The sequence below is a fragment of the Pseudomonas sp. HLS-6 TE3448 genome, from assembly GCF_053629555.1.
The window spans coordinates 4,188,782-4,212,910 of the sequence record NZ_JBRJIO010000001.1 but is presented as its reverse complement, the minus strand read 5'-3'; the positions used below and the strand labels follow the sequence as shown (position 1 = coordinate 4,212,910).

Annotated in this window: 20 protein-coding genes; 9 read left to right on the top strand and 11 right to left on the bottom strand. The window is 60.2% G+C overall.

The window, feature by feature from the left end:
• Positions 1-60: 60 nt before the first annotated feature.
• The 3 genes from AB7M23_RS19245 to glgA form a co-directional block, all read right to left on the bottom strand.
• On the bottom strand, positions 61-315 hold the full coding sequence (locus AB7M23_RS19245) for a DUF2934 domain-containing protein (RefSeq protein ID WP_454241731.1): 255 nt from the start codon (positions 313-315) through the stop codon (positions 61-63).
• A 200-nt stretch (positions 316-515) separates the two neighbouring features.
• On the bottom strand, positions 516-2,585 hold the full coding sequence (malQ, locus tag AB7M23_RS19240) for a 4-alpha-glucanotransferase (protein ID WP_454241730.1): 2,070 nt from the start codon (positions 2,583-2,585) through the stop codon (positions 516-518).
• Positions 2,586-2,695: 110 nt separating this feature from the next.
• Complete coding sequence (gene glgA / locus AB7M23_RS19235) at positions 2,696-4,255, bottom strand: glycogen synthase GlgA (RefSeq protein WP_102051561.1); 1,560 nt, start codon at positions 4,253-4,255, stop codon at positions 2,696-2,698.
• A gap of 449 nt (positions 4,256-4,704) precedes the next feature.
• On the opposite strand from glgA, the gene AB7M23_RS19230 reads away from it, so the two are divergent.
• From AB7M23_RS19230 to zwf, 3 genes are all read left to right on the top strand, one after another.
• The gene (locus AB7M23_RS19230) at positions 4,705-9,234 is read left to right on the top strand and encodes a dermonecrotic toxin domain-containing protein (RefSeq protein WP_454241729.1); all 4,530 of its coding nucleotides are present in this window, start codon (positions 4,705-4,707) and stop codon (positions 9,232-9,234) included.
• A 140-nt stretch (positions 9,235-9,374) separates the two neighbouring features.
• Positions 9,375-10,355: a phosphogluconate dehydrogenase (NAD(+)-dependent, decarboxylating) gene (gnd, locus tag AB7M23_RS19225; protein WP_330523302.1), complete on the top strand. Its 981-nt coding sequence runs from the start codon at positions 9,375-9,377 to the stop codon at positions 10,353-10,355.
• Positions 10,352-11,851, top strand: a complete 1,500-nt coding sequence (gene zwf, locus AB7M23_RS19220) for a glucose-6-phosphate dehydrogenase (protein ID WP_454241728.1) — start codon at positions 10,352-10,354, stop codon at positions 11,849-11,851. Before gnd ends, zwf begins: the two co-directional genes overlap by 4 nt.
• A 78-nt stretch (positions 11,852-11,929) precedes the next feature.
• Here zwf and nhaB read toward each other — a convergent pair whose 3' ends face one another.
• A complete protein-coding gene (nhaB, locus tag AB7M23_RS19215) occupies positions 11,930-13,432 on the bottom strand; it encodes a sodium/proton antiporter NhaB (protein ID WP_099775076.1) in 1,503 nt (500 codons plus the stop codon).
• A 164-nt stretch (positions 13,433-13,596) separates the two neighbouring features.
• On the opposite strand from nhaB, the gene AB7M23_RS19210 reads away from it, so the two are divergent.
• The gene (locus tag AB7M23_RS19210) at positions 13,597-14,409 is read left to right on the top strand and encodes a crotonase/enoyl-CoA hydratase family protein (RefSeq protein WP_454241727.1); all 813 of its coding nucleotides are present in this window, start codon (positions 13,597-13,599) and stop codon (positions 14,407-14,409) included.
• Positions 14,410-14,446: 37 nt separating this feature from the next.
• Positions 14,447-15,277 carry an NAD(+) diphosphatase gene (gene nudC / locus AB7M23_RS19205; protein ID WP_330523307.1) on the top strand — a complete coding sequence of 277 codons (831 nt, stop codon included), beginning with the start codon at positions 14,447-14,449 and terminating at the stop codon, positions 15,275-15,277.
• Here nudC and AB7M23_RS19200 read toward each other — a convergent pair.
• The 5 genes from AB7M23_RS19200 to AB7M23_RS19180 form a co-directional block, all read right to left on the bottom strand.
• Positions 15,245-16,024, bottom strand: a complete 780-nt coding sequence (locus AB7M23_RS19200) for a TSUP family transporter (RefSeq protein ID WP_065757657.1) — start codon at positions 16,022-16,024, stop codon at positions 15,245-15,247. The genes nudC and AB7M23_RS19200 overlap by 33 nt on opposite strands.
• A gap of 122 nt (positions 16,025-16,146) precedes the next feature.
• Positions 16,147-16,914 carry an SDR family oxidoreductase gene (locus AB7M23_RS19195; protein ID WP_065757656.1) on the bottom strand — a complete coding sequence of 256 codons (768 nt, stop codon included), beginning with the start codon at positions 16,912-16,914 and terminating at the stop codon, positions 16,147-16,149.
• A 26-nt stretch (positions 16,915-16,940) separates the two neighbouring features.
• Positions 16,941-18,008: a phosphotransferase family protein gene (locus tag AB7M23_RS19190; protein ID WP_454241726.1), complete on the bottom strand. Its 1,068-nt coding sequence runs from the start codon at positions 18,006-18,008 to the stop codon at positions 16,941-16,943.
• Positions 18,009-18,200: 192 nt separating this feature from the next.
• On the bottom strand, positions 18,201-18,518 hold the full coding sequence (locus AB7M23_RS19185; protein WP_065757654.1) for an SCP2 sterol-binding domain-containing protein: 318 nt from the start codon (positions 18,516-18,518) through the stop codon (positions 18,201-18,203).
• Positions 18,519-18,575: 57 nt separating this feature from the next.
• On the bottom strand, positions 18,576-19,286 hold the full coding sequence (locus AB7M23_RS19180; protein ID WP_454241725.1) for a histidine phosphatase family protein: 711 nt from the start codon (positions 19,284-19,286) through the stop codon (positions 18,576-18,578).
• Between the two features lie 203 nt (positions 19,287-19,489).
• On the opposite strand from AB7M23_RS19180, the gene sohB reads away from it, so the two are divergent.
• The 3 genes from sohB (at position 19,490) to AB7M23_RS19165 (ending at position 21,343) form a co-directional block, all read left to right on the top strand.
• Positions 19,490-20,506: a protease SohB gene (sohB, locus tag AB7M23_RS19175; RefSeq protein WP_454241724.1), complete on the top strand. Its 1,017-nt coding sequence runs from the start codon at positions 19,490-19,492 to the stop codon at positions 20,504-20,506.
• Positions 20,507-20,663: 157 nt separating this feature from the next.
• The gene (locus AB7M23_RS19170; RefSeq protein ID WP_065757651.1) at positions 20,664-20,858 is read left to right on the top strand and encodes a hypothetical protein; all 195 of its coding nucleotides are present in this window, start codon (positions 20,664-20,666) and stop codon (positions 20,856-20,858) included.
• 182 nt (positions 20,859-21,040) lie between these two features.
• Complete coding sequence (locus AB7M23_RS19165) at positions 21,041-21,343, top strand: hypothetical protein (protein ID WP_065757650.1); 303 nt, start codon at positions 21,041-21,043, stop codon at positions 21,341-21,343.
• On the opposite strand, the gene AB7M23_RS19160 is transcribed toward AB7M23_RS19165, so the two are convergent.
• Both AB7M23_RS19160 and AB7M23_RS19155 read right to left on the bottom strand, forming a co-directional pair.
• The gene (locus AB7M23_RS19160; protein ID WP_454241723.1) at positions 21,340-21,762 is read right to left on the bottom strand and encodes a group II truncated hemoglobin; all 423 of its coding nucleotides are present in this window, start codon (positions 21,760-21,762) and stop codon (positions 21,340-21,342) included. The two genes, AB7M23_RS19165 and AB7M23_RS19160, sit on opposite strands and share 4 nt — an antisense overlap.
• Positions 21,763-21,869: 107 nt before the next feature.
• A complete protein-coding gene (locus AB7M23_RS19155) occupies positions 21,870-22,199 on the bottom strand; it encodes a hypothetical protein (RefSeq protein ID WP_065757698.1) in 330 nt (109 codons plus the stop codon).
• A 370-nt stretch (positions 22,200-22,569) separates the two neighbouring features.
• Between AB7M23_RS19155 and AB7M23_RS19150 the strand changes: the two genes are divergently transcribed.
• Positions 22,570-24,060, top strand: a complete 1,491-nt coding sequence (locus tag AB7M23_RS19150) for a DASS family sodium-coupled anion symporter (RefSeq protein WP_102051649.1) — start codon at positions 22,570-22,572, stop codon at positions 24,058-24,060.
• The last annotated feature ends 69 nt before the right edge of the window (positions 24,061-24,129 follow it).

The following is a 24,129-nucleotide window of genomic DNA, read 5'->3' as shown; positions in this document are numbered from 1 at the left end:
CGTTCATCTGTCGCTTGCTCATACGTCGGCCTGTGCAGGCAGGCCGACGTTGCAGTGCGCTTACTGTGCGGCAGGCTTTCTGGTGGTGCGTGGCTTTTTCACCGACGCTGGCTTGTCTGCGCTGGCGGGGCTAGCACGTGAGGGGGCGCTGGCGGCAGCTTTGGGTTTGCGCGGTTTTGCCTTGGGTGCCAGTGCTTCGGCCTCAGCCAGTTTGCGTGCCATCTCCCAATGGCGATGCTCCTGGCCGTCGGGTTTACCTTCCGACTCCCAGATCAGGTAGGCGAATTCTTTAATGCGTTTTTCCTCGACACTCATCTTGATGCTCCTGTTTCAGGCGATAGGCTGGATAACGAGATTGACGGGAAATGTGTCAGCACGTCCCGAACAGCTGGCAGAGGACAAGACAAAGGGTAGAAGCACAGGTGTGTTGTCCCGGTTCTGTGCCGGGATCAAGTGGGGTGTTGCAGTGGCAGGCAAACCGCTGGGCAGCAGCGCCGAGATCGCCGGGGTTGAATTCATCTGTCACGCTCGAAGGCTTGTTCACGGGCTCGCGCCAGCAGCTCCAGGCGGCGAGCGGCGTCCGGGTCATCGAGCAAGGCATCGGCGTTCAGGGCGAAGCGTCGACGCCAGTTGGGATGGCCGCTGACCGTACCCGGAAGGTTGGGCTGTTCATCAATACCCAAGGCATCCTCCAATGGCAGCAGCACCAGCGGCGCGCGGGTATGGCCGATAAAGCGTACGCAGGCATCGATGAGCGAATCACTGTCCGGGAGCGACTGGTGGTAGTTCTGTTCCAGAATGCTGCGCAGGCCTTTGCATTCCGTTACGCGGGTTTCGCGCCAGTGCCGCTCGGTGATGGCGTCGATCAACCCCAGACGCTGGTTCCAATCGATGTCGCGGGCCTGCAGCCAGCCGGCCAGCGGTGGCAGGTCGTGGGTGCTGCTGGTGGCCAGCGCATCGTCCGGCCAATCAAGGATCGGCTTGAACTGGCCATGTCCATGCTGCTCAAACAACAGCACACGAAGGCCGAGTATGGCCCGTGCGGAGAGCTTGTCGCGCAAGCCTTCCGGTATGGTTCCGAGGTCTTCACCCAGCACAATGCCCTTGTGTCGCACCGATTCCAGGCTCAGCAGGCGCAACAGGTCGTCGAGCGGGTAGTGCAGGTAGGCGCCGTCACCCGCTTCGGCGTCCAAGGGGATCAGCCAGAGCCGCTGCAGGCCCAGTACATGGTCGATGCGCAAGCCCCCGGCATGCTGAAAGCTGGCCCTGAGCATCTCGATAAAGGCGCGAAAGCCATTGCGCCGCAGTCCTTCAGGGGAAAATGCACACAGGCCCCACTTCTGCCCGGCACGGTTGAGCAGGTCGGGCGGCGCGCCGATGCTGAAGTCGGCCAACAGTTCGTCCTGGCGACTCCAGGCCTGGCTGCCAACACCGTCAGCACCGATGGCCAGGTCGCTGATCAGGCCAACGCTCATGCCGTTGCTGCGGGCAGCGTCCTGTGCACGTTCAAGGCTGCGGGTAATCAGCCATTGGCAGAACGCGTGATAAGTAACCCGTTCGGCGTGCTGCTCGGCGAAGGCTGCGACCTCCGCGCTGTAGGGGTTGTGCCAGGTTTTCGGCCAATGCCGCCAGTCAGCGTCCATGCCGCGTTCAGCGGCGGCCTCCAGCATGGCTTCAAAGCGGCAGTGATGCTCCAGGGCTTGACCACCGGTGTCGCGAAAGCTCTGGAAGTCGTTGTACAGCGGGTGTTCCTGCTGGATGAAGTCTCGGTACAACGCCTCTAGCAGGCGCTGCTTGGCCTTCGCGGCACTGGGCCATTCGATCAGTGGAAGGTCTTCGAGGCGTTGCAGTTCCTCTTGCCCGATCTGTTCATTTGCCTGGCGTACGGCACGCTCGCCAAAAATAATCGCCGGGCTGGCGTACAGGCTGTTCAGAAACAGTCGGCTGGACGGTGAGTAGGGGCTGTAGCGTTCAGTGTCGCTGGCAAACATCGCATGCACCGGGCTGATAGCCAGGGCATCAGCACCGCGCTCGGCGGCACTGCGTGCCAGCGCCTCCAGTGCCAGGCAGTCACCGAAACCGCCATCACCCGGGCGACGCAGGCTATAGAGTTGAGCGCTCAGCCCCCAGCAGCGTGGATGATCGGTACCCAAGGCATCCGCCAGGCTGTAGCAACGCAAAGGCGCAACGGCGAGGGTGAAGGTGCGTCCGTCAATCGCCACCTGGTGGTAGCCGATTGGCAGCGTGCCGGGCAGCATGGCATGGGCGTCCAGTTGCAGTGACTTTTCATGCGTGTCTTCCAGTGTCACCTGGCAGGTGCTGCCTGCGGCAAAGTAGTGCGATAGGTCCAGAGGATGCCCCAGATCCACCGTCAACAGGGGGGGGAGATGCTTGGCGTCATGGGCTTTGAGCAGTGCGCTCAGGCTCTTCTCGATGGCTGCTGGGGTGTCGGCTGGGTGGCCCAACCCGGCCAGCATTTTACGCAGGACGGTGTCGGTGACCCGTTGTTGACGGCCGTTGGCGTCGGTCCAGTCCACTTGCAGGCCGGCACGGTGCGCCAGCAAGAGCAAGGCGTGGTCAGTCATGGGAAGGCTCCGGTGCCCGGAGCGCGAAACGGCTAGTTTCGTGCTCCAGCAGGTGATTACCGAGGGTTGGCAACTGGGCCGGGCTTTTGGGCATGCCCGTTACCTCGTGCTCATGAGTGACCTTGAGTGGCGCGTTCTACCAACGCTTCATACAAACGGGCGTAGGGCTCTACCGCCTGGCACCAGTTGAAGGGTTGGGTCATCGACAGGCAGCGCATGGCGTGCAGCAGGTCTTTTTTGGCATAGACATAAAAGGCCCGGCTCAAGGCTTCGCGGTAACTCTCCACCGTAGACTCGTTGAACAGAAACCCGGTGACGCCATTTTCGATGGTGTCGGCCAGGCCGCCGGTATTGCGGGCTACCGGCAGTGAACCGAAGCGCTGCGCATACATCTGGCTGAGGCCACAGGGTTCATAGCGTGACGGCATCAGCAGGAAGTCGCTGCCGGCAAACATGCGCCGGGCGTCAGTTTCATTGAAACCGATGCGTACGCCGATCTGCCCTGGAAAACGTAGCGCCAGGTCACGCATGGCCTGTTCTTCTTCCGGCTCGCCACGACCGATAATCGCGATCTGGCCGCCTTGTTGGACGATGTATTCGGCAACGCCCAGCGTCAGGTCCAGGCCTTTCTGATAGACCAGTCGTGACACGACTGCAAACAGTGGCCCCTCGCTGGGCTGCAAACCGAACAGTGTGCGTACCTGTTGGGTATTGCGCGCCTTGCCCTCCCAGTCGTTGAGGCTGAAGGGGTGGCTCAGGTGGGTGTCGGTAGCCGAATCCCAGCTCTCGTCGATGCCGTTGGGAATGCCACTCAACAGGCCCGACTGCGCCTTGCTCGAGAGAAAACCGTCGAGGCCGCAGCCAAACGCTGGTGTGGTGATTTCCTGCGCGTAGGTGGCGCTGACTGTGGTGATGTGGCTGGAATAGGCAAGGCCGGCCTTGAGGAAGGACAGCTTGCCATAGAACTCCATGCCTTCCTGCTGCAGGGCGTGTTCTGGGATGGCCAGTTCCGGGCAGCACGCCCGGCTGACCACCCCCTGATAGGCGAGGTTGTGAATGGTGAACAGGGTTGGGGTATGCAGGCCGCGCCAGTGCATGTACGCCGGCGCCAGGCCAGCGGGCCAGTCATGGGCATGCACCAGGTCGGGCTTCCAGTGCACCATGCCCTCGCCAGCCGCGATCTCGGCGGCGGCCAGCCCCAGGCGGGCGAAACGGATGTGGTTGTCAGGCCAGTCGCGGCCATTGTTTGCCCCGTAGGGCGTGCCTTCGCGCTGGTACAGTTCTGGGCAGATCAGGACATAGATCACCAGGCCGTCGGCCAGGTCCATGCGGCCGATCTTGCAGGGAGGGAGTGCGGCGTGCCCGCCCAGTTCCCCGACCAGATGAATCGGATTGTCGCTTTCCAGCACCTGCGGATAGCCGGGGATCAGTACCCGCACGTCATGCAGGTGGCTCATGGCGCGCGGCAAGGCAGCCGAGACGTCGCCCAAGCCACCGGTCTTGACCAGATCGGCGATCTCGGAGGTGACGAACAGGATTTTTTTCTTGTTCGGGTTTTGCTGTGGTACGGGCCTGGATGGCGTCGCTGCAGGTGCGAAAGGGGGACTGGCCGGCTCGATGACTTGAGCAGTGAAATGCGTTACATGAGGTTCGACAGCAGCATCAATCATACGTCTCTCCGTCCCTATGCAAACGGGTGTAATGGCACCCGAAATGGTCATTAGCGGTAAAGCGATTTCTCTGTTTTATACGTCGTGTTGAAGTGTTCGTTTTCTTGCATGCAAACGCCGCACCCATTGATGCTTTCCGCCGAAGGCGTGTTTCAGACGGAGGGTGGAAGGGGCGCACCTGTTGTCAGGAACCCTGGCCTGGGTACTACTGGGTGGTTAGCCCGTTTTTCAGGCGTGACCGGTGCGACAGGGCAAATTCCCCAAACGTTATCCGGGCAGCTTTATGAGTGTAGGAGAGCTTGAGTGAAATATGTGACCCGCTGGTCACTTTAGCGAGGGTTTTGCGAAGGTTAAGCGGTTTTGTTGCAGGGCGGTATCAGGATACCGCGTGGCATTGGCAGCACTGCGTTCAAATCGGGCCTTCAGTTCTATACAAGAAGGCTTTTCAGATGACAGACCTACACTATGCCCAATGGCGCGAGCGCCATGTTTCACAGGCAATGACCTTGGCCGGGATCGTTGCCTCCCGACCCACCCTGGGCACGGTGGCCGAGCAACTACTGAGCCGAGAATGGGCAGCGCGGCAATTGCCCGCAACGCTGGACCCGCTGCATGTCACCGTGCGTGGGCCGGTCTCTGACCAGGCGAGTACCGCGCTGAGCCTGGTCCAAGCGGTGGTTCAGCAGTGTGCCAGCAAAGTGACCTGCAACCTTACCCCCGGCCATGATTTCCTGACGCAAGAGCAAGGCGCCGAATTTCCTCAAGCCCTGACGCTTGATCTGCATGCCGTGGAGTTGCTGATCAATGCCTGCGGCACTGCACTTCTCGATGCGTACAAACAGGCGCTGGTCGAATTCTGGAACCGCGCATTACCCAACGGGCAAACGCCGCTCAGTTGCACTGAGCACTGGCTGCGGCAGCATTTTGCAAGCGCAGTCCAGGTCGCGAAGGCGTCGGGTCGCCTTACCGTTACCCAGCAGTCACTGCTGACGGAACTGGCCCGCTACCCTGTCGAGGCGGATCGTTCACGGGTTACCGAACTGGCCAAGGTAAAGCTGTACGTGCTGGGTGTACCGCCGGGCGAGCAGGGGGGCGCTGGCGAATTGATGAGCAGCCTGATCATCAGTGGGCTGGAGGGTGAGCACAATACCCAGGTGTACCTGTACGACCTGAGCGGCTATCTGCAACCCTTCGACTCACTCCAGGCGTTGCTGCAGTATGTTGAACAGTGGTTCGAGCACCGTGCGACCGCCTGTGCCGTTTCCCGTACCCTTGGCGATATGTTCGAGGCTCAGGCGCGTTTGCTGCTTGAGCAGCAGCTCCATTGGATTGACCTGATGGGCACGCGCGCGGACCTTGATGGCAGTGCCTTCGCTGCAACGCTGGATGGCGTGATCTCGATGCAAGCCATCGGGCAGCTGCAGGCCATTGATTATGCACGTGAGCTGTCCCGGCATCTCCCAGAGTGGTTGTTGAGCGCACGCAAAAGCGACCAGGATCGCTACCTTCAGTGCCTCAAGGCAGTGGCACAGATACCGGAGGTCATGAGTGGCCGTTCTTATCTCGACGGTATTCCGACCATCGAGGTCTTTGCACAAAAGCGCCTGCAGCAACAAATGCTGCTTGATCACCCTGATGCCCAGGCCGTGGCGATCGAGCAGATCGAAGTCCTCAATCATGAGGTGATCGGTGCAGCGTTGGGTAGCGCTGGCAACCTGACGGTGCAGGGTACGATTAAAACCAGCGTCCGCAGCCTGACACAACTGGCACTCGACAACCTCGAGAGCTTGCGCCCCGGGGCACTTGAAGTCCGCACCCGAGGCGCTGCTGCCTTGCCGGAATGGTTCGACATTGACTATGTCAGGCACCTGGTCCGCAGCGTCGATGCAGGCGCGCAGTATCAGGCCTTGTTGGCAAACCAACTGCGTGATGATGCTGCGCAGGTTGAACTGCGCTATCCGTTGTTCAGGGCCCAATGGTATGGGCAACTGCCGTTGCTGGCACTTGAATACACCATTCGCGGTGCATGTGGCTTTACCGAGGCGGGCTATGAATTGGCGGTTGCACTGACGTCATCGCCTGCGGAGCCGTCGCCAACGGTGTCCGCACTGGCCTTTGTCGCTGAACCGGGCGCCTCGGCAGACAAGGTAGAGAACACCTACTTGATAGAGCCTTCCTCGCCGGGGCCTCTGCTGTTGTTTCGACCCCTGCACGCCACGCCGCTGTTGCAGTTTGCCTCACGCAAGGCACTGTTGGAGCAGATTGTGGCTGACCCAGGGTTGCAGGCGGACATCCTGTCCCGCTTGGCCGATCTGGTACGGCCGATCTACGACCATGGCGGTTTCAGCGAGCCGCACCTGCGAAGGGTTCTGCTGGAACCCGATTTCCAGGCCATCGAAACGCCGGCACCTGTAGTGTTGAGTAGCCTGGCACTGCCGGGTGAGGCCGCTCGGCATATCTATGAAGGAACTGTTGCGCAACTGCTGCGCATTGCCGACCTGCAGTCCATCTCCAATGCCGAGGACCGTGCAAAGCATTGGCAAACGCTCAGTTGGCTGCTGTTCAATACGCTGTTGCCATTTGTGCGCGGCCCCTTGGCCGCTGTGGGTTGGGCGCTGGCGTTCGCCCATGGTGTACAGCAGCTCAATGGCCAGACCAGCCCGTCGCAACTTGTACCGGCCTTGCTTGATCTGTTGTTCTGCCTGATGTACGTCCTGGAGTTACTGCCGCTACCGGTAAGGCCATCGGCTGCGGGAGCTGCGCCGTTACCCCCGGCAACCGAGGCTCCGATATCGCTGCGTGTTGAAGAGGCGCCCGCGGTATTGAGTAACGGTACGGTGCTCAATCAGTTGGACTTTTCCTGGTCCTCGGCTCAAGGCGAGTTGTCGAGTGCACAGGTTCGGGCGCTGGCACGTTTTCGCTCAGCTAAATCAATCGACACACTCGGCTCGCCGGATGCGCAGGGCGTGTATTCCTTTCAGCACAAAAACTGGGTTCAGATCGGCCATGACGTTTACCCGGTGCGAGTGGATGAGGAGGGGGTGCGCATCGCCGACAGCCGCACACCGGATGAGCCGGGGCCCTGGCTGAAACGTCAGGCCGATGGCACCTGGGCGTTGGATCTGCGTTTACGCCTGCGCGGTGGCATGCACGGCAGTGCGCGTATACGTGCGGCCCAGGTGAGCAAGCAGGCGCGTATTGCAGCGTTACAGGGAGAGCTGACAACCCAGCGTGCGCAACTGGAAGCGCTGCGGGACGCACCCAGGCGCCCAGAGGAATTATCCGGGGCTGAATTGGCCAGCCTGATTGAACGGCTGCGTCAGCACGACGAACTGGTCGGGCAGGTGATCAGCAACATGCAAACGCTGAACGACCTCTCGGCGGTAAGCGGCTATCGGCGCATTATGGCCGAAATGCTCAGGCAGCACATGCTGGTCAAGGGGCAACTGTCTTCAGAGCTGCGTTTGCAGCGCTTTAGCGTCAAGCAGTTGATCGACCGCTTGGTCGACAGTTTCGAGGGGCGAGGCGGGTTGCCTGCGTTGCTCAAGGGGCACGGTACGCCGGAACGTGCACTGTTGGAGAAGTATTGTGCCAAGCAACAGGCCCAAATCACTGAAATTGCCGAGACGACTTACGCCATGGAGTCGCTGGCGCCAGTATTGGAAAAAACGCTTCCTGATGGCCCTCGTTACTTGACGGAAATTCAACTGCTTCAGGTCGGGTTGTCATCCTCCCTGGCCTGGCGGGGGACGCAGTTGTACACGATTGCCCTCGGGATCATGCTGAAGATCGAAGACAGCAGCACGGTGTTGCTGGAACAGGTCGTTCCGCAAGCCAAACTGGCCTGTCGGTTGAGAATCGATGCGAAGGACCCTGCCTTGTCGGCGCAGGAGCAGGTGGAGGTGTTGGATAACGCGGTACGAAGCTACCAAAAATCACTCGACACGCTCGATAACTACCGTCAAAGCCTTGATGAAGCCGAACATCAGGCGTTGCTGGCGCCGCTGCGCGATCTGATTCATAAACTCCTGGACCAGGCATTACAGGCGCTGGCAGAGCAGATCACTCACCTTCCCAAAGCGCCAAAGCCCAAACCGGGGCCTTCCAGCCGGGGTAAAACGCTGATTCGTACCCGAGGGCAGCGCCTGGTCATCGGGCAGCGCCGTGCTGAGGGGCACGCGGGGCAACCGGCGATTGTCGATGTAATGGACCCGATCGAGAACACGGTCATTACCAGTTATGAACAGACCCCCGGCGAGTCGGTGTGGCGCGAGGTGCCAATGGCCCAACGGACACAGGCCGCCGCGCAACCGGGTGTTGCCCTGCGGACATTGTTGGGGCGTGCCGATGCGCTGTTGCGTCAAGCCGATCAGTCCATTGCGCGTGCTCAGGCCCAGTCACTGACGGCTCAGTTGCCTTCTGACATGGAGGACCTGCTGGTGTTGCAGGCTCGGCCCTTGATTGACTTGTACTCGCAGATCGATGCGCTGCTCATTCGTGACAACGCGACCGATGAGGCGGTGACGGGGCAGTCTGCAGAATTGATAAACAAGGCCTTATGGGACAAGTCCGAGCAGATGCGCGAGGCTGGCAAGCGGATTCGTATCGAGATGATCAAACGCCAACTGCCAACGGCTGCACGGATTGCCTACCTGCACGAGCAGAAGGCGATCACCATCGCACGTACCGTCAGGCGTAAACCGTTGAAGGACAAGCAGCAACGGCTGGTGGACTACCTGGATGAGTACGAAATACGTGACAAGGATGGCGAAGTGCTCTGGTATGCCCATTTCCATTACGCCAGTGCCGACGCAGCCGAGCGTGACTTCAGCGCTGCCCATGTGAAAACCCGCGAGCAACGACGACAAGGCTTGCAGTGGCAGAAAGCGCAGGCCAGCGACGGCCAGCAGGTGATTGCGATCTATCGCGCCAAACTGGACAAGAAAACCGCAGATGACGTGTTTCTCGGCCAACCCTGAGTGAACGACGGCGCTGCTGCAGGCGTTGGCCGGTCAGTCATCGCGCGTCGGTGCGCTTTATGACGGCCAATGCCTCTCTCTGGACTAATCTTGAGCCCAACAACGGGCTGAATTTTCCGACATCCAGTGGAGCCATCGTCATGCAATTGGGAATCGTGGGGCTGGGCCGCATGGGCGGCAACATCGCGAGAAGGTTGATGCGCCATGGCCATCTTCCAGTGGTTCACGACCGTAACGTGGAGGCAATCGATGCCCTGGTCGTTGAAGGCGCGCGCGGCGCGCAGAGCCTCGAGGACATGGTTGGTCTGCTGGACAAGCCGCGGGCCGTGTGGGTAATGCTGCCAGCTGGTGAGGCTACCGAGCAGACCATTGCCCGGTTGGCCGACCTGCTGGAAGCCGATGACGTGATTATTGATGGTGGTAACACCCACTACAAGGATGACATCCGTCGGGCCGACACCTTGGCCACACGTCAACTGCATTATGTCGATGTAGGAACCTCGGGCGGCGTCTGGGGCCTGGAGCGCGGCTATTGCATGATGATCGGTGGCGAGGCAGCCATCGTGGAACGGTTGGAATCGTTGTTCATCGCGCTGGCGCCGGGGGTTGGCAACGTTACCCGTACCGAGGGGCGCACGGGGCCGCTCGGGCGCGCTGAGCAGGGCTACATCCATGCCGGGCCTGCAGGTGCCGGTCATTATGTGAAGATGATCCACAATGGCATCGAGTATGGCCTGATGCAGGCTTATGCCGAGGGCTTCGACCTGCTCAAGAGCAAAGCCAGCGCAGCACTGCCCGCCGAGCAGCGTCTTGACCTCGACCTGGCCGAGATTGCCGAAGTCTGGCGCCGTGGCAGTGTCGTCACGTCCTGGCTGCTAGACCTGACCGCCAGCGCGCTGGTCGCCGATCCGCAACTCGACAGTTTCAGCAGCGCCGTTGCCGACAGTGGCGAGGGGCGCTGGACCATTGATGCGGCAGTCGAGCAGGCAGTGCCCGTGCCGGTGTTGTCGAGTGCCCTGTTTGCGCGCTTCCGCTCACGCCAGCAGCAAGGCACCTATGCCGACAAGCTGCTTTCAGCGATGCGTTTTGGTTTTGGTGGGCACAGTGAGAAGTTCGAATGACGCTAGCCAAGGCTGAAACCGCTGCACCGTGTACGCTGTTTCTGTTTGGTGCCAATGGCGATCTGGTCAAACGTCTGCTGATGCCCGCCCTGTTCAACCTGCAGCGTGATGGCTTGCTTGACCCGCGCATGCGTATTGTCGGGGTCGATCACAACCCGTCCGCCGACCGTGAGTTTGCCGCGCGTCTGGAAGCCTTCATGCGTGAACGCGACCAGGGTAATGAGTGCGCACGCTGTTTTGATGAAAAACGATGGGGGCGCCTGGCCAGGCGTATTCATTATCTGACTGGCGATTTCCTCGCCTCGACCACCTATCAAGCCATCGCACAACGGATCGACAAGAGCGGCACGGGCAATGCCATCTTCTATCTGGCTACCGCGCCGCGTTTTTTCGCCGAGGTGGCCCGGCAACTGGGCGGTGCAGGGTTGCTCGACGAAGCCAACGGCTTTCGTCGGGTTGTGGTGGAAAAACCGTTCGGTTCCGACCTGGCCAGCGCTGAGGCGTTGAATGCGTCGTTGCTCGCGGTGATGAGCGAAAAGCAGATCTACCGCATCGACCACTACCTGGGCAAAGAGACGGTGCAGAACATTCTTGTCAGCCGCTTCTCCAACGGCTTGTTCGAGGCCTTCTGGAATAATCACTACATTGATCATGTGCAGATCACCGCAGCCGAAACCATCGGCGTGGAAAGCCGTGGCGGGTTTTACGACCACACCGGGGCATTGCGGGACATGGTGCCAAATCACTTGTTCCAGTTGCTGGCGATGGTTGCCATGGAGCCGCCAGCGGCGTTTGGCGCCGACGCCGTGCGCAGCGAAAAGGCCAAGGTGATCGGGGCTATCCGGCCTTGGTCGATGGCCATGGCTTTGAAAAATTCGGTGCGTGGGCAGTATACGGCAGGCAAACAAGGGCGCAAGAAACTGCCGGGGTATCGCGAAGAGCCCAGGGTTGGCCCGCATAGCCAGACCGAAACCTATGTTGCGTTGAAAGTCATGATCGACAACTGGCGCTGGGTCGGGGTGCCATTTTACCTGCGCACCGGCAAGCGGATGAGCGTGCGTGATACCGAAATCGCCATCTGCTTCAAGCCGGCACCTTATGCGCAGTTTCGTGACAGCGATGCCGAGCGGCCGAAGCCCAACTACCTGAAAATCCAGATCCAGCCCAATGAAGGGATGTGGTTTGACCTGCAAGCCAAACGCCCGGGGCCAACCCTTGCCATGGAGACGGTGGAGTTCGGCTTTGCCTACAAGGATTTTTTCAAGATGCAGCCATCAACGGGCTACGAAACGCTGATCTATGACTGCCTGACCGGCGACCAGACGTTGTTCCAGCGCGCCGACAACATCGAGAATGGCTGGCGTGCGGTACAGCCTTTTCTCGATGCGTGGCAGTGTGGCGGTGATGTACAGCCGTATGCGGCTGGCGAAGATGGCCCGGCTGCAGCGGATGAACTGCTGGCACGGGATCACCGCGCCTGGCATCCGATTGGCTGAAAATTGGCTGAAAAAAACAGGGCTTCGACCGGCGGTTGCCTGTCGAAGCCCTGTTCGGCGCTCAAGTGTGCTGTTGGCCTACAGCCAATAGGTCACGGCCCACCAGCCCAGCCCGCCCATGACGATGGTGTAGGGCAGGGCCATCCAGACCATCCGCCCGTAGGACAGGCGAATCAGCGGTGCGATGGCCGACGTCAGCAGGAACAGGAACGCCGCCTGGCCATTCGGGGTGGCCACACTCGGCAGGTTGGTGCCGGTGTTGATCGCCACCGCCAGGGTTTCGAAATGCTCGCGGCTCATGCTGCCCGCCAGGAACGCCTGCTTGACCTCGGTGATGTAGATCGTGGCGACGAAGACGTTATCGCTGATCGCCGACAATAGGCCGTTGGCAATGAACAGCATGCCGGGCTGCTGCTCGGCCGGCAGGGCCAGTACCGCTGCAATCAGCGGGCTGAACAGTTGTTGTTGGTGGATGACCGCGACCACGGCAAAGAACACCACCAACAACGAGGTGAATGGCATGGCGTCCTGGAAGGCGCGGCCCAGCCGATGTTCATCGGTAATCCCGGTGAAGCTGGTGATCAACACGATGACCAGCAGGCCGATCAGGCCCACTTCGGCGATGTGCAGGCCAAGGCTGACAATCAGGATCAAGGCGGCCAGGCCCTGAATCAGCAGTGCGGCGCGTTGCTGGGAGGTCCGGGCAGCATCGTCTTCGGCGGCGTAGGCGGCGAGCACGCGGCGCACGTTGTCCGGCAGCAAGGTGCCATAGCCAAACCAGCGCAGTTTCTCCAGCAGCACGCAGGTCACCAGGCCGGCGGCCAGTACGGGCAAGGACACCGGTGCGACTTTGAGGAAGAAGTCGGCAAAGTGCCAGCCCATTTCATGACCGATCAGCAGGTTCTGCGGCTCACCCACCAGGGTGCAGACACCGCCCAGTGCCGTGCCGACTGCGCCGTGCATCAGCAGGCTACGCAGAAAGGCGCGGAACTGTTGCAGGTCTTCATGGTGCAGGTTGGCCAGGTGCTGATCATCATCGACCAGCGACTCTTCGCGTGGGTTGTTGCCTGATGCCACCCGGTGGTACACCGAGTAGAAGCCCACGGCGGCACTGATGATCACCGCGGTCACGGTGAGGGCATCAAGGAAGGCCGACAGAAACGCCGAGAGGAAACAGAACAGCAGCGACAACAGGGCCTTTGAGCGCACCCCGAGCAGGATGCGCGAGAACACGAACAGCAACAGCTCTTTCATGAAGTAGATGCCGGCCACCATGAACATCAGCAGCAGGATCACCGGGAAGTTGTGTTGCAGCTCTTCGTACAGTGTTTGTGGCGTGGTCATCCCCAGCAACAGGGCTTCGACCATCAGTAACCCGCCTGGCATCAATGGGTAGCACTTGAGCGCCATGCCCAAGGTGAAAATGAATTCGATTACCAGTACCCAGCCAGCCACTACCGGGCCGAGGGTAAACAGCAACAGTGGGTTGAGCAGCAGGAACAGGCAAATGGTGGCTTTATACCAACGTGGCGACTGCCCGAGAAAATTGTGGGCCAGGGCGCCGGCCAGGGAGCGGGACATGAAAAATGTATCCTTATGATTCAACAGCTGCGCAACTTGCCGGATGTGGGCGACAAGATCAAGGCGGATGTAGTCCTTGTTTTGGCAAAACCACGGTCTGGGTGTCGGCCGTCACCTTGATATAGTCCTGCGACTAACCCTGCCTTAGCCCGAGGAGTGCCGTTGTGACCGACTATCAAGCGTTCAAGGTCGAACTGTCGAACAACATTGCCCATGTACAGATCAACCGTCCGGAAAAGGTCAACGCGATGAACGCCGCGTTCTGGGCGGAAATCATCGACATTTTCAAATGGATCGACGATACCGATGCTGTGCGGGTCGTGGTGATAAGCGGCGCGGGCAAGCATTTCTCGTCCGGCATCGACCTGATGCTGCTGGCCTCGGTGGCCAACCAGTTGGGCAAGGACGTTGGCCGCAATGCGCGCCTGCTGCGGCGCACCATTTTGCAGATGCAGGCGTCCTTCAATGCCGTTGACACCTGCCGCAAACCGGTCCTGGCGGCCATTCAGGGCTACTGCCTGGGGGGTGCCATCGACCTGATCACCGCCTGCGACATGCGCTATGCCGCCAGCGATGCACAATTCTCGATCAAGGAAATCGACATGGGCATGGCGGCGGACGTCGGCACCTTGCAGCGTTTGCCACGTATCATCGGCGATGGCCTGGTGCGAGAGCTGGCCTATACCGGCCGTACCATCGACGCAGAAGAGGCGCGGCAAATCGGCCTGGTCAACCGTACCTTCACCGATCAGGCCAGCCTGCTCGACGGGGTCTTTGCCATTGCCAAGGAAATTGCGGGAAAATCCCCCATTGCCGTGGCCGGCACCAAGGAGATGCTCAGCTACATGCGCGACCACCGCATCGACGATGGTCTGGAGTACATCGCCACCTGGAATGCTGCCATGCTGCAGTCCACCGATCTGCGGGTAGCCATGGCTGCCCACATGAGTAAACAGAAACCCGAGTTCGCCGACTGAAACCACCCAGCCGCGGGCTCGCACAAGGAACCGGAATATGTCAGTGCGTTGGACAACCGCGGTACTGGATACGAACATCAGCGGCGGCTTGGCGGTCGCCCGCTGTGCCCAGGGTTTTCTGGTCGACGATAATGGTGCCTTGTTTCCCCGCGATTGGCTCAAGCGCCAGGGCCTGGAGGTGTTGTGCGAACACGGCATCGGCTATTTTGATGGGCAACCGGTGTTTCTGTTGGAGCTCAAGGCCGAGCAGGACGTACCCGGCTGCAGCTGGCGTGGGCTGCGCCAGTTCATGCTCGAAGGTGACTTCGAGATTTACAAGGTGCTGGGGTACGCCGCGCAGATCGGTACCTGGGCCCGTGAACACCGCTTCTGCGGCAGTTGTGGTCAGCCGATGCAACAGATCCACTGGGAGCGCGCGATGTACTGCGCGCCGTGCGACCTGCGTTTCTACCCACGTATCTCGCCCAGCATGATTGTGCTGATCACCCGTGGCGATGAAATCCTGCTGGCCCGTTCACCACGCTTTGTCACCGGGGTGTACAGCACCCTTGCAGGCTTTGCCGAACCAGGTGAGTCCGCTGAAGACTGCCTGGTTCGTGAAGTGCGTGAGGAAGTGCAGGTCGAGGTGAAGAACATCCAGTACGTCGGCAGCCAGTGCTGGCCGTTCCCGCACTCCATGATGCTGGGGTTCCATGCTGAGTACGCCGGGGGCGAGATCGTCATGCAGCCTGACGAGATCGAGGATGCCCGGTGGTTCCGGGTCGATGCATTGCCGCCGTTGCCAGCAAGCCGCTCTATCGCCCGGTACCTGATTGACCTTTATGTAGCCCGTCGTTCAGGCCTGGCTGAACCAGTGTTGCCAAGCTAAGCGGACAGTCAGTCCGAGCACGACGGTGATGAACACCGGGCGGATAAACTTGGCGCCGCCGCTGATGGCGGTGCGTGCACCGAAAAACGCACCCACCATCAGCGCTGAACCCATGGACAGCCCGATCAGCCAGTCCACTTGCCCCGAAAAGATGAACACCGACAGTGCAGCTGCGTTGCTGACAAAGTTCATGCTGCGCGCCACACCGCTGGCCCGTACCAGGTCGATGGGGTACAGCAGCAGGCTACTGACGGTCCAGAAGGCGCCCGTGCCAGGGCCGGCAACGCCGTCATAGAAACCCAGGGAAAAGCCTTGGGGAAACTGCCTGCCTTTCTTGATTGGCGCGTTGGCGTCCAGTGGTGCCTTGGGCGTGCCGCCGAACAACAGGTAGACGCCGCAGGCGAAGACGATCACCGGTAGCATCTTGTTCAACCACTCGGCGGGCAGGTAATGGGCGGTGACCGCGCCAATCAATGCACCAATCGCCGTACCGATCAGGCCTCGACGCCATTGAATGGGGTCGAACAGCTTGCGCCGGTAGAACGTGAAACCGGCGGTAGCCGAGCCAAAGGTCGAGCTGAGTTTGTTGGTACCCAATACCAGGTGCGGTGGCAGGCCGGCAGTCAGCAGGGCGGGGGTGGTAAGCAATCCGCCGCCACCGGCGATGGCATCGATAAAGCCGGCGACAAAAGCAACGGCGGCGAGGATGGCGAGGGTGGTCAGGTCAACGCTGAGTTCAAAAGGCATTTAATCGGCTTAATTCGGCAGGGCGCAGAAGGGCCGACATGGTACCGCCAGGTGCCTGCTGGAGCCAGCCTTGCTGGCGCCTGCAGCCGCAGGCAAGCCAACAAACCGCCTCGCCGCGCGGCTCAGGACAGGAAACCGCCATCGACGTTCAACGCCACCCCTGTGGTGTAGCTCGAGGCATCGCTGGCCAGATACAGCACCGCACCCGCCATTTCCTTGGGATCGGCCACGCGCTTGAGCGGAATCTGTTGCAGGGCCGTGTTGAGGATGGCCTCGTTCTTGACCAGCGCGGAGGCGAACTTGGTATCGGTCAGGCCGGGCAGCAGGGCATTGCAGCGGATACCGAACGGGGCGCACTCCTTGGCGAACACCTTGGTCATGTTGATGACGGCGGCTTTCGTTACCGAGTAGATGCCCTGAAACAGCCCCGGCGAAACCCCATTGATCGAGGCGACGTTGATAATACTGCCGCCGCCGTGCTCGCGCATGAGCTTGCCGGCTTCCACCGACATGAAGAAGTAGCCGCGGATATTCACATCAACGGTCTTCTGGAAGGCACTCAGGTCGGTGTCCAGCACGTTGCAGAACTGCGGGTTGGTGGCGGCATTGTTTACCAGAATGTCCAGGCGCCCGAATTGCCCGCGAATAACGGCAAAGGTCTCGCGGATCTGTTCCATTTCGCCGATGTGACATGCCACGGCGGTCGCCTTGCCGCCTGCCGCGATAATGGCATCGGCGACGTGCTGGCAGCCTTCGAGCTTGCGGCTGGAGACGATGACATGGGCGCCCTGCTGGGCCAACAGGTGCGCAATGGCTTCGCCGATGCCACGGCTGGCCCCCGAGACAAAGGCGATCTTGCCGTCGAGGTCGAACAGTTGGGTCTTGGACATGGGCTTTTCCTTTCTTCTTGTTGGTGTCAAAGGCTGGATTTTTCGATGACCTGCAGGCTCATATGCTCCAGCAGTCTGTTCATGTGGATGAACGGGGCGAAACGCTTGTCCTGGGTTTGCCCGTGATAAAAGCGGTAGTAGATCTGCTGGATGATACCGGCCAGGCGAAACAGGCCGTAGGTGTAGTAAAAATCAATATTATCGATCGTGATGCCCGCCCGTTCGGCGTAGTAATCAACGAATTGGCGACGGGTCAGCATTCCGGGGGCGTTACTCGGCTGGCGGCGCATCAGTTGTACGGGGGCAGGGTCTGTTGCTTCGATCCAATACGCCAGGGTGTTACCCAGGTCCATCAGCGGGTCGCCGAGGGTGGTCATTTCCCAGTCCAGTACGCCGATGATCCGCATTGGGTTGGCGGCATCGAGGATCACGTTGTCGAAGCGGTAGTCGTTGTGAATGATGCCGGGGCGCGCGTGGTCTGCCGGCATCTTCTCGCGCAGCCAGGCGACCACGGCTTCCCAGCGCGGCGCGTCAGGGGTCAATGCCTTCTCGTAGCGACTGCTCCAGCCTTCGATCTGGCGCTGCACGTAACCTTCAGGCTTGCCAAGGTCGGTCAGGTTGCAGGCGCTATAGTCGACCTGATGCAGCTCGACCAGGCGATCGATGAAGCTCTTGCACAAGGCTTCGGTGCGCTCGGCGTTCAGGTTCAGCTCTGCCGGCAGGTCGGCGCGCAGGATGATGCCCTTGACCCGTTCCATTACGTAGAATTCGCTGCCGATCAACGAGGCGTCGGTGCAATGCACATAGGCCTTGGGGCAGTACGGGAAACCACGGTTGAGCTGGTTGAGGATACGGAACTCACGGCCCATGTCGTGGGCCGATTTGGCCTTGTGCCCGAAAGGCGGGCGGCGCAGTACCAGTTCCTGCTGCGGGTACTGCAGCAGGTAGGTCAGGTTCGAGGCCCCGCCGGGGAACTGACTGATGCGCGGCGTGCCGTCCAGGCCGGGAATCTGTGCTTTCAGATAAGGGTCGATGAGGGCGACGTCGAGTTCTTCGCCGGGACGGACCTGGGTGGACTGGTCGTTGAGCGTCATGCTTATCCCTTATGATTGAGGCCTGAGATTATTGGCTAATCTAATTCTGGCCCTCGGGCCGAACAAGTGCCGCAGGGCCTTATTGGCGGTCGTGTTGCCGGTCGATCAGCGGTCCTGATGGGCCAGCAAAATGCAGGCGAAAAAAAACCGAAGCAGGCAACACTTCGGTTTCAATTGCATCCGGCAGACGGCTTAAACCGGGAACAGCTCGCTGAGCTTCATCGACAGCATCATGTCGCCCTCAACGCGCAGCTTGCCGCCCATGAAGGCCTGCATGCCGTCGGTTTCGCCGCTGACGATACCCTTGAGGGTTTCGCTGTCCATGACCAGGGTGACGTTGGCGTCTGGGTTTTCGCCTTCCTGCAGGTCACAGGTGCCATCCTTGATGATCAGCGCGTAGTGCTTGTCTTCGTCGGTCACGTTGAAACCGAAAACCAGGTCCAGGCCAGCAGCGGCAGCTGGGTTGAACTTGGATTTCATGGCTTGAACGGCATCAGCTACAGAGGTCATGGTGCATTCCTTATTAAGTGATTTCGGCGACCGGCAAAGGTCACCATGGGCCGGTACTCAACGATAGGTCATGAGTTCCGGCGCCTTCAACAGCTGCACATGGGCTTGGCTGTTGAAGGAAGCCAGGGCCACCTCGCTGCCACGAAACTTCAATTGGCTGAGCGAGGTGTTGATGATCTGCCAGTTCAGTGCGAAGGCCTGGTCTGGTGTCATTCGGGTAATCAGGTGGAGCAGGGCAGTAATGGTGCCGCCCGACGTAAAGATCGCGATATTGTCGCCATGCTCGGCCTGTTGCAGCACGCGTTGCAACCCGGCATCTACCCGGGCGACGAAACCCTGCCAGCTTTCCACCTCGGGGTGATGGTAGTCACCCGTGTGCCAGCGGCGAACAATCAGGGCGAAAATACGCTGAAACTCACTGCGGTGTTGTGCCGCGTTGCGCAAGACATCCAGTGCGTGGGGCTCGTCTGGCAGCAGGCTCGGCAGCAGGGCGCGAATCAGCGTATCAGCATCGAACTCGTTGAAGGCGCTGTCGGTTTCCAGCCTCGGCACCGTGGCGCCTGCCTCCTGCATGCGCGCCAGTGCCAGGCGCCCGGTATCCTGCTGGCGACGCAGATCGCCGGCCAGGCAACGGTCCAGGCGCAGGCCCAGTTCGGCCAGGTGTTCGCCAAGCACGGTGCTCTGGCGAACACCGACGGGCGATAGGACGTCGTAGTCGTCTGCACCAAAGGAGGCCTGGCCATGTCGAATCAGGTAAATGCTGCCCACGTTGCGACCGTCTGCCGGAATTAAGGGTTTCGGCGAGGTTAGGTTGCCGCTGTCAGGCTGTCAATGAAAAAACATACAAGCGTTTGAAAAGGTTGTTTGAACTGTAATGCCGGTGTTTTCAGGCGCTGGCAGGGGCGGGGTAGCGTCGGTATGCTTGAGCTCTGGTTCGCGCCGTATGGGCGCAGGCATGTTAAGGAGTTACTGTGGAGTTTCTGGCTGAGTACGCAAGCTTTCTCGCCAAGACCGCGACCCTGGTGATCGCGATACTGGTTGTTCTGTCGGCCCTCGCCGGCCTGCGTGGCAAGGGTCGGCGCAAGGCCAGTGGGCAATTGCAGGTTACCAAGCTCAACGACTTCTATAAGGAGTTGCGTGAGCGGCTGGAGACCAGCCTGCTCGACAAGGCCCAGCTCAAGGCCTTGCGCAAGCAGCAGGGCAAGGCCGAGAAGTTGCAGAAAAAAACACCTGACGAGAAAAGCCGGGTCTTCGTGCTGGACTTCGACGGTGACATCAAGGCGTCTGCCACCGACAGCCTGCGGCATGAAATTACGGCGCTGCTGACGCTCGCGACGCCGCGTGACGAGGTCGTGTTGCGCCTGGAGAGCGGCGGCGGCATGGTCCACAGCTACGGCCTGGCCGCTTCGCAGTTGGCGCGCATTCGCCATGCGGGTGTACCACTGACCGTGTGCATCGACAAGGTCGCGGCCAGCGGCGGCTACATGATGGCCTGTATCGGCGAGAAAATCGTCAGTGCACCGTTTGCCGTGCTGGGCTCCATCGGCGTGGTGGCGCAGTTGCCCAACGTCAATCGCTTGCTGAAAAAGCATGACATCGACTTTGAAGTGCTGACCGCAGGTGAGTACAAGCGCACCCTGACCGTCTTCGGCGAGAACACCGAGAAGGGGCGGGAGAAGTTTCAGGAAGACCTGGACGTCACTCACCAGCTGTTCAAGGATTTCGTGTCGCGCTATCGCCCTCAGTTGCACATCGATGAGGTCGCCACCGGCGAAGTCTGGTTGGGGGTTGCCGCGCTGAACAAGCATCTGGTTGATGAGCTGAAAACCAGCGATGAGTACCTCAGCGACCGTGCCCGAGAGGCGAACCTCTATCACCTGCATTTTGCCGAGCGCAAAAGCCTGCAGGAGCGGGTTGGCTTGGCCGCCAGCAGTTCGATCGAGAACACGCTGCTGGGCTTGTGGAGCCGTTTGAGCCGCTGGCGCTGAGTCAACGGTGTCCTCGGTGAGGCAGCTGGTCGGGCTTTTTGCATTTCGGACTGTAAGTCTGCAAATGACCAGCTAGTCTCAGTTTCTGTTGATGGCCGGTATTTTCAGGTAATCGATGGGTTACCGGTAGCGGTCTATCGCAGAAGGGGGCGCAAGGATGAGTGATCCTTACATTGAAGACGATGGGGACGAGTTTCCAATCAATAGCCGGGTCCGCTGTGGCCAGGCGGCAGTCAGGCTCGGTTTCGCCAACATGACTGCCGACGATGCGTCAGGCCTGAACCCGCCTGTCAGTCAGCAGCGGCGTCGTCTGGCCAAGTTCGTGCCCAGGGTTGTGGTACCGAAGCGTTAACGAACACGTCAAGAATAGCCCCGTCTGCATGAGGGGCTTTTTAATGCCTTTTGTCGGTAACAGCCTGTTGAGCAAGGTATTTTTTCTGATTGATTGATCTCGCTCAAACGCCTGAGCAGTTGGTCTCGCGGCTGTAACACTTGTGTGTCTTACTAGGTGCGATTCAATCGAGGAGGACCTCAATGCGTATCAGGGAAGCGACTTATTGGCGCTGGGCAGACCGGCAATTGAGCTGCCGTAGCCATGATGAAAAACTCAGCGACGGCATCAGTATTGATGTGAAAACCCGCCTTTCACGTACTGGCGCTACACAGTTGTTCGTGGGTATCTATGCCCGCAACGGCAAGGCGTTGGTCGAGGAATACTATGCGAACCGGCCTTGCGAAAGCATGACCCGGGCGTTGGTGTGGGGGGTTGATCGGGCCCGGGCCTTGGCCACGGGCGCGATAGCGATTGAAACCCAAACGTTACGGCGCCAGGCCTAGGGCGTGCCGTGGCGATTGTGGCTGGCCTGGACAATGCGTTGGGCTGGCACGCGTAACTGCGTTAGCAGGTACTCGGCAAAGTCCGCGTCGTAGGGTTGCAAGGCAATGGCCTGTGCCATGCACTCAAGCCACAGGGCGCTATGGGTTTCATCGATCGGCCACTGGGCATGGAATGCCGGGATCGAGATGGGCCCATAACGCTCACTGAACAGCCGTGGTCCACCCAGCCAGCCGCTGAGAAAACAGGCCAGTTTGTCCCGGGCCATGCTCAAATCTTGCGGGTGCATGCGTCGAATGAGTGCAGCTTCCGGGCGTTCGTCCATTAACCGATAGAAATCGTCGACCAGTCGGCGCAGGCCATCAATGCCGCCAGCGGCTTGGTAGGATGCATCGCCGGTACCGAATGCAGGTTTGTTCATCCCCAGGACTCATGAGCTCAAAGCGTCATTGTAGCCAGAGCCGGCACCGCCTTGAACGAAAAAAGCCCGACCTTTTCAGGCCGGGCTTTCTCGTTGCAATGACGTGATCAGCTGTAACGGTCGATCAAGCGTACGCCAGGCTGGTTTTGTACGGCGGCCCATTCATGTTGCAGGGTCTGCAGTACGTTACCGATGAAGTGGGTATCGGCAGCGGCCTTCTTGCCGACGTAGCCATGGCCACGGCGGTACATCTTGAAGCGGGCACGCATGTTCGGGTTGCGTTGCTCGAACTCTTCTTCGCCAGCCAGCGGCGAGACCTTGTCGATGCGAACTTCGCCCGAGTCGCAGACCCAGAGAATGTGGCTGTCGAGACTGTCCTTGCGTGCTGCGAACAGCCGGGCCAATTCGTCGATAGTAGGTTGATTGTTCAAGTTCATCATTAAAGCCCCCTTAACCACCATTAATTGTTGAGTTATTGCTTGGCGCCAATCATGTAGCGTTGACAGAAAGCTGCTACAGCAGCGTCACAACAGGGGGCTTCTACTTTCTGCCTTTTGGGCAGTACCCATCCAGCGACAGCTCTTGGATCCGTTGAGCCGTCTGGAACACCCTTGCCAGCGCTCCCGATCGGGGAGACGTCTGCATCATGCAAGCGGCGATGAACGGCGTCAATAGGGTTTGTAGTGTTTTTTTATCTTCACTACATATTGTCCGACAATACCGGCCCCGGGCTTATTGATCCGCATCAGCGCAGGTGTCATCGGGATGGTGGATCATGACCGGCACATGCCTTTCAGGGAGATCCTCATGCATTCACCGGCCTCCGCGCCTTCTTCAGAAACCGCCAAGGCTTCGCTGCCATTGGGCCTTATGGTCGGTATTGCGGCCTTGATTGCGGTGCTGTTGCTGCCATTGCCGGCTGACTTGCCTGTGGCGGGGCAGCGGGTTTTGGCGATCCTCGCATTTGCCGTGGTCATCTGGATCACTGAAGCGGTGTCGTACGAAGCCAGCGCCATCATGATCACCTCGCTGATGGCGTTCTTGCTTGGCACGGCACCGACCCTGGCCGACCCCTCGGTGACGTACGGTTCGTCCGCCGGGATCACCATGGCCTTGACCGGGTTCTCCAACGCAGCGCTGGCGCTGGTGGTTGGCGCTTTGTTCATTGCGGCGGCCATGACCCATACCGGGCTGGACCGGCGTATCGCACTGGTGACCTTGTCCAGTGTCGGTGTCAGCACCCGGCGCATCCTCTTGGGCGCCGTCGCAGTCACGGTATTGCTTAGCCTGGTAGTGCCCAGCGCGACGGCGCGCAGTGCCTGTGTCGTGCCGATCATGATGGGGGTGATTGCGGCCTTTGGCGTCGACAAGCGCTCAAACATCGCCGCCGGGATCATGATTATCGTTGCGCAGGGCACCAGTATCTGGAACATCGGTATCCAGACCGCAGCGGCACAGAACCTGCTGACAGTGGGCTTCATGGACAAAATGCTCGGCGGGCGGGTGTCTTGGATTGACTGGCTGATCGCCGGTGCACCCTGGGCGGTGCTCATGTCGTTGGTGCTGATCGTCGTGGTACTGAAAATGCTTCCGCCAGAGAGCGACAGCATTCCCGGTGGCAAGGCGGCGGTGGCGGATCAGTTGGCCGCATTGGGGCCGATGACGTCTGCGCAGAAACGCCTGCTAGGCGTTTCGGTCCTGTTGCTGCTGGCCTGGGCCACCGAAGGCAAGTTGCATCGCTTTGACACGACCTCGACCACCTACGCCGGGCTGGTCTTGCTGTTGCTGCCGCGCTTTGGCGTGATGACCTGGAAAGATGTGCAGTCGCGCATTCCGTGGGGCACGGTGATTGTCTTCGGTGTCGGGATCAGCCTGGGCACTACCTTGCTCACGACGCAGGCCGGGCAGTGGCTGGGGCAGCAGGTCGTGGCCCATACCGGCCTGGACCAACTCGGTACATTGGGGGTGTTCTCGATTCTTGCGGCGTTCCTGATCCTTATCCACCTCGGCTTCGCCAGTGCCACCGCACTGACCTCGGCGCTGCTGCCCATTCTGATTGCCGTGCTGCAGACGCTTCCGGGCGACTTCAGTCGCCTGGGGATGACCATGGCGTTGGGGTTTGTCGTCAGTTATGGCTTCATCTTGCCGATCAACGCGCCGCAGAACATGGTCTGCCTGGGTACCGAAACCTTCAATGCCAGGCAGTTTGCGCGGGTCGGTGTGGTGATTACCCTGATCGGCTACCTGCTGATGCTGGTGTTCGCGGCGACCTGGTGGCACTGGCTGGGCTGGATGTGAAAACAGGGTGAGACTTCGCGGTGGCGTCGCCACCGTGTGGGAACTGGCGTGCCAGTGATGCACACACCG